The sequence below is a fragment of the Nocardia sp. NPDC004722 genome (assembly GCF_053601505.1).
The window spans coordinates 1-9,688 of record NZ_JBSGBY010000319.1 but is presented as its reverse complement, the minus strand read 5'-3'; the positions used below and the strand labels follow the sequence as shown (position 1 = coordinate 9,688).

General features: G+C 69.6%; 5 protein-coding genes and 1 pseudogene. 5 read left to right on the top strand and 1 reads right to left on the bottom strand.

The genetic code is table 11. The features are described 5' to 3' along the window. Both ACWELQ_RS27300 and ACWELQ_RS27295 read left to right on the top strand, forming a co-directional pair. Positions 1 to 317 (top strand): annotated as a pseudogene (locus ACWELQ_RS27300) (hypothetical protein); the annotation flags it as partial. A gap of 137 nt (positions 318 to 454) precedes the next feature. Beyond that, positions 455 to 3,595: an FAD-dependent oxidoreductase gene (locus ACWELQ_RS27295; RefSeq protein ID WP_452399902.1), complete on the top strand. Its 3,141-nt coding sequence runs from the start codon at positions 455 to 457 to the stop codon at positions 3,593 to 3,595. 123 nt (positions 3,596 to 3,718) lie between these two features. Here the strand turns inward: ACWELQ_RS27295 and ACWELQ_RS27290 are convergent, their stop codons facing one another. Beyond that, positions 3,719 to 4,000 (bottom strand): transposase, encoded by a 282-nt coding sequence (locus tag ACWELQ_RS27290; protein WP_452399901.1) that lies wholly within the window; start codon positions 3,998 to 4,000, stop codon positions 3,719 to 3,721. A gap of 407 nt (positions 4,001 to 4,407) precedes the next feature. Here ACWELQ_RS27290 and ACWELQ_RS27285 point away from each other — a divergent pair, with 407 nt between their 5' ends. The 3 genes from ACWELQ_RS27285 to ACWELQ_RS27275 all read left to right on the top strand — a co-directional run. Next, positions 4,408 to 6,114, top strand: a complete 1,707-nt coding sequence (locus ACWELQ_RS27285; RefSeq protein WP_452399900.1) for a fatty acyl-AMP ligase — start codon at positions 4,408 to 4,410, stop codon at positions 6,112 to 6,114. After that, entirely contained in the window at positions 6,111 to 7,445 is a 1,335-nt protein-coding gene (locus ACWELQ_RS27280; protein ID WP_452399899.1) for a MupA/Atu3671 family FMN-dependent luciferase-like monooxygenase, read from the top strand. Before ACWELQ_RS27285 ends, ACWELQ_RS27280 begins: the two co-directional genes overlap by 4 nt. Before the next feature lie 150 nt (positions 7,446 to 7,595). Continuing rightward, positions 7,596 to 9,688 (top strand): AMP-binding protein (locus ACWELQ_RS27275; RefSeq protein WP_452399898.1); only part of this gene is annotated, 2,093 nt, incomplete at its 3' end.

The window sequence follows — 9,688 nt, the reverse complement described above, 5'->3', positions numbered from 1 at the left end:
GGGAGCAGGGGGCCTTCAACCGCATGAAGGACACCATCACGCTCGGCGTCAGCGGCGGCACCCTGGCCGGCGGCATGGGCGGCGCGGCCGTGGGCTGCCTGCTCGGCGGCATCGCGGGCGCGACCGTGGCGGGCGCGACGATCATCGGACTGTTCGGGCCGATCCTGCCCGCCGCGCTGCTGGGCTGCCTGGGCGGCATCGCGGGTCTGGGCGCGTTGGGCACCCTCGCGGGCCAATTGCTGGTGACCGCGCCGGTGGCTGTGCTCGCTGCCGTGCAGTACTTCTCGACCATCATGCAGCCGTTCCAGGGGAGGTGATCGCCAAGGAATCCGCCACGAGCGTCGAGGGCGACGCCTCCACACCGCGCCGAAAAACGTCGCCCTCGAACGCGATTCGCTCTCTCGCCACATCTGACATTTCGATATCCCGCATTCGATTCCCGAAATGAGAACCCGTGACCGAGGTCCCCGATCTCCGCGACGATGCCATGGACACCTTGCCTTCGCCGCGAGTATCCGCCGGGCACAAGGAATTACGGCGAGTCAGTCGCCGCCTCGGCGTCGCGGGCGGACCGCCTCTGCTCGAAATCCGGGAACCCGGGCGGCCACCCCGCCTGCAACGCCTCGGCGGCCCGGCCACCCTCGGCCGCTCCCACCACGGCATCCGGGTGACCGATCCCGGTGTCTCGCGCGAACATCTGCGCCTGGTGCCCAGCCCGACGGGACTGTCCCTCGTTGATCTGGGCAGCCGCAACGGCACCCGCGTCAACGGGGCGCGGCTGACCGGGCGGGTCACCCTCGAAGCCGGTGACGTGATCGAGATCGGCGGCACCTTCATCGCCGTGCTGTACGCGCCGTCGGCCGATCCGGACGGGCCGACCGGCACCCCGGTCACCACGAAACCGTCCAGGACACAACAGGTCTCGCCTCGACCGCCGGGAGGCTGGATCGCGATGGCGAATCGACTGCTGGGCATCGACCCGACCGGGCGACGACAGCCGTTCCCGACCGTCACCGACCTGCCCGCCCGCATCCCCGCCCGGCTCTGGCGGTACGTCCGAATCGCCAGCGTCACCATCTATCTCGCCGACCTCATCGCCATGTTCGTCGCGCCCGCGCTCGGTCTGTTCGTCTTCTTCGGCATCGTGGTCCCGCTGCTGCCCGCGCTGTTCCTGCTCGCCCCCGGGGCCTGGCGCAACGCCTGTCCGCTGGCGGCGGTGAATCAGCTTGCGCGCGTGCGTGGTTTCGGCCGCGGTAAGCCACCGCCCGCCTGGCTGCGCGAGCGCGGCTACCTGGTGTCGGTGACCTCCTTCTTCGGCATCGCGGGCGCGCGTCTGGCGGGCCTGGACCACAGCGGGGTCGCGGCCGGGATCGTACTGGCGGCCGTACTCGTGGCCGCCTTCACCGGTGGCCTGCTGTACCGGGGCAAGAGCGGATGGTGCAGCACCATCTGCCCGCTGTTCGCCTTGCAGCGCGCCTACGGGCAGACCCCGTTCGTGACGGTGCGCAACACCCACTGCCAGCCGTGTGTGGGCTGCGCCAAGAACTGTTTCGACCTGCGGCCGCGCAGCGCCTACCAGGCCGACCTGGCGGACCCGGCCGCGCTGTGGAACGGCCCGCGCCGCCTGTTCGCGGCCGCGCTGCCGGGCTTCGTCCTCGGTTTCTTCACGCTGTCCGGGCACACCGGACTCGGTGCGGTGCAGCGGTTTTCGCTGCTGGCGCTGTTCATGACCGTCGCCGTCGCCATCTACTTCACCGTCGACACCCTGACCCGGCTCAGCCCGGCCATGCTCAGCGTGGGCGCGGCCGCGCTGGCCCTCAACATCTTCTACTGGTTCACCGGCGCATCGCTCGCGCACTCGGCCTCGCTGCTGTTCGGTGCCGATCTGTCCTGGCTGCGCTGGCAGATTCGGGGCGCGATGCTGCTGGCCACCGTGTGCTGGATCGCGAGGACCCGTGTCGTCGAACTGCAATACGCGGTGCACACCGGCGTCCGGTCCGAGCCCGTGCTGTTGCCGCTCCCGCTCCCGCGCGGCACCCGGAAGGCCGAAACACCCGCGCTGTCGGTGGTTTTCGATGCGACACCGGTCGAAGGCGGCATCGAGGCGGGCGCGAGTCTGCTCGAGATCGCCGAGCGCGCGGGCCGGCGCATCGAATCCGGCTGCCGCATGGGCGTCTGCGGCGCCGACCCGGTGGCCGTGCTCGACGGAGCCGACGCGCTCTCGACGCCGGGCCCCGACGAACTGAACACCCTGCGCCGCCTCGGTTTCGCCGACAACACGAGAATGGCGTGCTGCGCGCGCCTCGACCACGGCAGCGTGCGGGTCGCGCTGACACCACAGCCGGGCCGCGTCAGGCCCAGTGCCCCGGCGGGTTTCGACCGCTCGATCGTCAGCGTGGTGGTGATCGGCAGCGGCATCGCGGGCGTGACGGCCGCCGACTTCATCCGCCGCGGCCACCCCGACTGCGAAATCCACCTGGTCGGGCAGGAATCGCACGGTCCCTACAACCGGATGGGCATCTCACGGCTCGTCTACGGCCGCTCCGCCATGCGCGGACTGGCCCTGCTGCCGGACGGCTGGTACGAGCGCAACCGGGTCACCGCCTGGCTGAACACCCTGGCCATGGACGTGGATGTGACCGCGCGGCAAGTGCGGCTGGCCACCGGGCAGGCGCTGCCCTACGACCGGCTGATCCTCGCGACGGGCGCGCGCAGTTCGACGCCGCCCATCGACGGGCTGTGGCGGCCGGGCTGTTTCGCGCTGCACGAGGCCGACGACGCCATGCGCATCCGCTCCTATGTGCAGCAGTTCGGCTGCACCGACGCCGTCATCGCGGGCGCGGGTCTGCTCGGCGTCGAGATCGCCGCCGCGCTGCATCGCCTCGGCCTCGCGGTCACCGTGCTCGAGCGCGGCGATCACCTGCTCTCGCGCCACATCGACGCGCGGTGCGCGGAGCTACTGCTGAATCATCTTTCGGCCGTAGGCATTCGGGTGCTGTGCCGCGCCGAGGCCGTTCGGGTCGACGGTGATCCCGCGGTGCACGGCCTCGAGCTGGCCGGTGGCGGTCGGCTGGCATGCGACCTGTTCCTGACCGCCACCGGGATCCGGCCCAACACCGATCTGGCCGCCGCCGCGGGCATTCCGGTCGGGCGCGGGATCCTCGTCGACGAGCGGATGCGCACGGGCGCGCCGGATGTGTACGCGGCCGGTGATGTCGCCGAGTATCGCGGGCAGGTGGTCGGGCTGTGGCCGATCGCGGCCGAGCAGGGCCAGGTCGCGGCGGTCAACGCGCTCGGCGGCGACCGTTCGCTGGCCGAGGTGGCCCCGGCGGCGATCCTGAAGGATGTCGGGCTGGAGCTGTTCGCGCTGGGCGCGGTGCATCCGCAGCCGGGCGGCGAGGTGATCGCGGTGGATCGGCCGGGCTCCTACCGGCGGCTGGTGCTGGAGCGGGGAACGGTGGTGGGAGCGACCGTGCTCGGCCATCATCCGGCGGATGTCGCCGCCGCCCAGCACGCGATCCGCACGCGCGCACCGATTTCCGTGAGCGCCCGCGACGCGCTGTACGGCGGTGACTGGTCGGTGCTGGCGGGCTGAAGCCCGAGGCGCGATCGGTTGCGGCCCCGAGGGGGTGCGTGATCAGGTGCCCGGAAAGCCGAAAGCGCCCGCCGTTGACGGCGGGCGCGGCAAGTCCCGGAGCCGGTACCGGTGGCTCCGGGACTAGGGTAGTGCCGCGACAGCGTGCGGGAGTTCCTCTCGACCTTGCCTGAGCTGGATGACCTCTCGCTCGAGGTCCTCGATGCGGCGTTGTGCGGCAGCGAGTTCCAGCAGCCCGCCGCGGGTCAGGGGAGCCTGCCCGGTCGCGATCAACTCCTGGCGCCGCCAGTTGTAGATCGTCTGCTCGGCGATCCCCAGATCCGAGGCGACGCGCGCGACGGTGCGCCCGGTGGAGATCAGCTCGAGTACTTTGCGGCGAATTTCTTCGGAATAGCGTTTGGGCATGGAGAGTCTCCTTAGGCGGTGTCGGTGATCCATCGGGAGAGCGCATCGGGGAAGCCCCGAGATGTATTTGTAATGAAAAGGTGATTACTTCTATCTTCAAGTGTTACCTAGACGATAGATTTTCGCAGCTGGATCGGTCAAGGATTTAAAAGTAGTGGAATTCCATTTAAGAAATTCAACGACCGGTCGGTCCGATTTGAAAGACATTCCTGGACCAATTGGAAGCCGCGCCCGACCGGCGACCGCGCCGACACGCGATGGTTGGCCCTATCGTTGCCGTGTCCCCTTTCAGCCGCCAAGATGGGGCCTGGACTGTCCTGTCAGCTGCTCTTTCGGTTAGTAGCCGTTTCACCGTGTCGATTGCTGAACGCGGTGTGCCGGCCGAGGATCCAGGAGGAGCCGAGCGTATGCAGAGATCGAGAAGGAACTCGCAGGATCGCCGGGCCGCGCAGGCCGGCACATTGGTGGACATCCTGTCCTCGCGAGTACTCGATACCCCGCATAGACCGGCCTATATCTTTGCCAACCGCCGCGAGGATCGGGAGGTGCTCGACCACCGCGGCCTGTGGGAGCGGATCGCCGGGCTGGCCGAGCGCATCGTCGCCGAGACCGCGCAGGGCGACCGGGTCGCTCTGCTGTGCCCGCCCGGTCCCGATTTCGTGTGCGGTTTTTTCGCCTGCCTGACCACCCGCAGAATCGCAGTGCCGGTGCATCTTCCGATGTCGGCGCAGCAGCTCGCGACGCTCGCCGCGATCCTGCGCGACAGCGGCGCGACCGCGGCGATCGCCCCGCTGTCTGTGGTGCCCGTGGACAGCGAGCGGCTCGGCGGCATCCGGGTCATCGACAGCGAGCAGGCGGGCCGCGGGCTGGGTTACGAGCCGACGTCCGCGCCCGATCCCGACGACATCGCCTTCCTGCAATACACCTCCGGATCGACGGGGACGCCGAAGGGCGTCATGGTCCGGCACTCGAACCTGACGGCCAATCTCGGGCTGCTGCGCACGAAATATCAACTCACGCCCGATCATTCGATCGTCTCCTGGCTGCCGCCCTATCACGATATGGGGTTGATCCAGGGTGCGCTGCTGCCGATGTTCGCGGGCTTTCCGTCGACCCTGATGTCGCCCATGACGTTCCTTCGCGATCCGCTGAGCTGGTTGCGGGAGATCGCCGCGGCGGAGCGGGTGGTGGCGGGCGGACCCAATCTCGCCTACGGGCTGTGCGCGAAGCGGGTCGACCCGGACCAGGCGGCCCAGCTGGATCTGACCGGCTGGGACATCGCCTTCGTCGGCGCGGAGCCGGTGGATCCGAACACGTTGCGCGCCTTCGTCGAGGCGTTCGCGGTGAGCGGCTTCCGGGCGAGCAGTTTCGCGCCCATGTACGGGCTGGCCGAGTCGACCCTGTATGTCAACGGCGGGGACCGCGGCGCGGGGGCGCGTTCCCGGCGCTTCTCGGCGGCCGATCTGGAGGGCGGGCACGCGATCGCGAAACCCGATGGGCGGGAACTGATCAGCGTGGGCCCGGTGGGCCCGCAGATCGCCGTCGTCGACCGCGACACCGGCGCGCGCTGCGCGGGCGACCGGATCGGTGAGATCTGGTTGCGCGGACCGAGCGTCACCGCCGGGTACTGGGACAAGCCCGAGCAGACCGCCGAGGCGTTCGCGGCCACCATCGCGGGCGAGGACGGCTCCCGCTACCTGCGCACCGGCGATCTCGGCTTCGTCTGCGACGGTGAGCTCTACATCTCCGGGCGCAGCAAAGAATTGATGATCGTGCACGGCCGCAATATCTTTCCGCAGGACGTGGAGCGCACCATCGTGTCCGGCCATCCGCACATCCGGCCGGGCGGCTGCGCGGTCTTCGCGGCCCAGGTCGACAACCAGGACCGGGTGCACGTCGTCGGCGAGCTGGCCGACACGCTGGGGTCCGATCAGCTGGCGGCACTGGAGGATTCGATTCGCGACGCGGTCAGCCGCGAGTACGCCGTGAGCGTGCACCGGGTGGTATTCGTCGGCAAGGGCGAGGTGCCCAAGACCACCAGCGGCAAGATCCAGCGGCAGCGTCTGAGTGAAACCTTCTCCACGGCAACGGAATTCCAGGGGAGCGTGCGATGACCACCACACCGTCCGACAGCGCGACCGTGCTGGAGTTCTTCGTGGCCTGGGCCGCCGACCGGCTCGAACGCGACCAGGTGGACCCGCATTCCCCGCTCACCTCGCTGGGCCTGGATTCGGTCAAGGCCGCCGAACTGATGACCATTCTCGAGGACCGGTACGACACCGAGATCACCGCCGAGGACATCTTCGACGGGCTGAGCCTGGCCGATGTGGCGGCGATGGTCGACGGCCGCGGCGACGGACACCTCCCCGCCGCGCCCGCGTCAGGGTCCGGGCAGCGGCCGCCGCGCCGGGAGATGGACTTCAGCCTGCTGTTCTTCGCCAGCGACGCGCAGCAGCACGCGGCCGGACGCTACCGGCTGCTGCTCGACAGCGCTCGCTTCGCCGACGCGAACGGGTTCCGGGCGATCTGGGTGCCGGAGCGCCACTTCCACAGCTTCGGCGGACTGTACCCGAATCCGGCGGTGCTGGGCGCGGCGCTGGCGACGGCGACCGAGCGGGTGCGCATCCGGGCGGGCAGTGTGGTGCTGCCGCTGCACGATCCGATCCGCGTCGCCGAGGACTGGTCGGTCATCGACAACCTCTCGGGCGGCCGCGTCGACGTGGCGTTCGCGACCGGGTGGAACGCCGACGACTTCCTGCTCGCCCGCGACAATTACGCCGATCGGGTCGAGATCACCCGCGCGGGAATGGATACCGTGCAGCGGCTGTGGCGCGGTGAGTCGGTGGCGCGGCCCAACGGGACGGGCGAGCAGCGCGAGGTCCGGATCTTCCCGGCCCCGGTGCAGCCGTCGCTGCCGACCTGGCTGACCTGTAGCGGCGGCATCGAACGGTTCGAGATGGCCGGGGCGCTGGGCGCGAATGTGCTGACCGCGTTGCTGTTCCAGGAGGTCGACGAGCTGGGCGCGAAGCTGGCCGCCTACCGGGCGGCGCGGGCCCGCCACGGCCACGACCCGGACGCGGGGACCGTCACGGTCATGCTGCACACCTTCGTCGGCCCCGAGGAGGCGCGGGTGCGCGCCACCGTCGAGGGACCGTTCAAGCGCTACCTCGAGGATTCGGTGGACCTGTGGCGGCGCGGCTCGGAAGCGCTCGACAGTCTCGACGCCAAGACCCGGGCCAAGGTGCTGGACTTCGCCTTCGAGCGCTACTACCGCAACAACGGACTGTTCGGCACGCCGGCGTCCACGACCGCGATGGTCGCCCGGTTGCACGAGATCGGCGTCGACGAAATCGCCTGCCTCATCGATTTCGGCATCCCCGACACCGAGGTGCTCTCCGGTCTCGAGGCGCTCGCACAACTGAAATCCGCTGTGCTGTCGAGATAGCGAGATCGGCGCTGTCCAGATAGCGAGCTGCGCTGTCCGTGTAGGGAATCGTTCACCCGTTTCGAGACGCAGGAGCCGTATTTGACCGGGCACAGTTCTGTCCTTTTCCCGTTGTCGGCTGCGCAGCAGGGCATTTGGTATGCGCAACAGTTGACGGGGCCGACCCCGATCACCAACGCCCTGGGAATCGATCTGCACGGCGACCTCGATGTCGAACTGCTGATGTCGGCGCTGTGGCAGGCGGCCGGGGAGTTCGGGGCCGCGCGGCTGCGGGTGGTCGAGACCGAGGACGGTCCGATGCAGGCCACCGACCGGCCATTGGACGAACCGACCCGGCTGCTGGACCTGCGTGACGAACCGGATCCTCTTGCGGCGGCACAGGATTGGATGCGCGCCGAGTACAGCGCGCCGGTGGATCTGCAGCGGGATCGGCTGATCGCGACCGCGGTGCTGCGGGTGGGGGAGTCGCACTGGCTGTGGTATCTGCGCGCCCATCACATCGCCATGGACGGGCTGGCCGCCATGACCCTGCTGTCGCGGGTCGGCGAGCTGTACACCGCTGCCGTGGAGGGCACGCAGCCTCCGGTGGCCCGCGTGCAGAGTCTCGCCGATCTGGTGGCCGCCGACGAGAAGTACCGGGCCTCGGACCGATTCGCGACCGACCGGGAGTTCTGGCAGCGGCAGTTGGACGGCTTGCCCGCGCCGGTCAGCCTGGCCGGGCGCAGCGCGCAGGCCGACGCGCACCCGATCTCGGTGAGCGGGGTGCTCACACCGGAGACGGCCGCACTGCTGGCCGCCGTGGTCAAGGCGACCTCGGTGAATCCGGCGGTACCGATCCTGGCGGCCTTCGGGCTGTTCCTGGGCCGGATGACCGGCAGCGACGACATCGTGCTGAGCCTGCCGGTCTCCGCGCGCGTCACCACCGCGGCGCTGCGCTCGGGCGGAATGCTGGCCAATACCGTGCCTTTCCGGATCACGACCGGTCCGCGCGCCACTGTCGGCGAGCTGCTCGAGGCGACGCAGCGACAGCTGATCGAGGTGATGCGCCGGCAGCGGTACCGGCAGGAGGACATGTTCCGCGATATCGGGCGGCTCACCCCGCAGACGCAGGTGTTCGGGCCGTACGTGGATCTGATGATGTTCGATACCAAGGTCGTGCTGGGGCCGATCACCGGACGGCTGCGGGTACTGACGCCCGGACTGGTGTCGGACCTGTCGGTGAGCGTGTACGCGGGTGCGGGCGAGACCGCGGACTCGACGGCGACGCGGCTGGACTTCGTCGCCAATCACGCGCTGTACACGCCCGAAGAGGTTGCGCGGCACCACGATCGGTTCCTGCGGTTCCTGCCGGAGTTCCTGCGGGCGCTCGCCGAACCCGCGACGCCGGTGCGCGCGCTCGACCTGCTCGCGCCCCAGGAACGCGGTCGAGTGCTGGGGGAGTGGATCGATACCGCGTCACCGATCGACACCTCCGCCACTCTCCTCGAGATATTCCGGGAGCGGGCGGCAGCGACTCCGGCCGCTGTCGCGGTGGTCGACGGCACGCGGCAGGTGACTTACGGGCAGCTCGACCGACGCGCCCGGCGGCTGGCCGCGACGCTGGCCGCGCGGGGAGCGGGGCCGGAAACCCTGGTGGCCGTGGCGCTTCCCAAGGGGAGCGCACTGATCACCGCCCTGCTGGCGATTCTCGGGACCGGTGCCGCGTATGTGCCGTTGGATCCGACTTCCCCGCCGGAGCGGATCGCCTACATCCTGCGGGACGCGGCCCCCGCGCTCGTCCTGTTCGACGACGCCACCGAACAGCTGGTCGGGACCGGTGAGACTCCGCGGCTGCACATCGATGCCGTGGACCCCGATGATCCTGCCGTTGCCGGTGTGGCCCGCCCGGGCAACATCGCCTACGTCATCTACACCTCCGGTACCACCGGAAAACCCAAGGGCGTGGCGGTCACCCACGCAAATGCCGTCTCCCTGTTCCGTAGCACCCAGTCGTGGTGCGGATTCGGTTCCGAGGATGTCTGGACCTGGTGCCACTCCCAGGCTTTCGACTTCTCGGTGTGGGAGATCTGGGGCGCGCTGCTGCACGGCGGACGGGTCGTGGTGGTCCCGCGCGAGGTGGCCTACTCGCCGCTCGAACTGTGGGAGCTGATCGTCGAGCAGGGCGTGACCGTCCTCAACCAGACCCCGTCGGCGTTCTACGCCCTGATCGAAGCGCGGCGTGCACTGCGGGCCCGCTCTGGTGC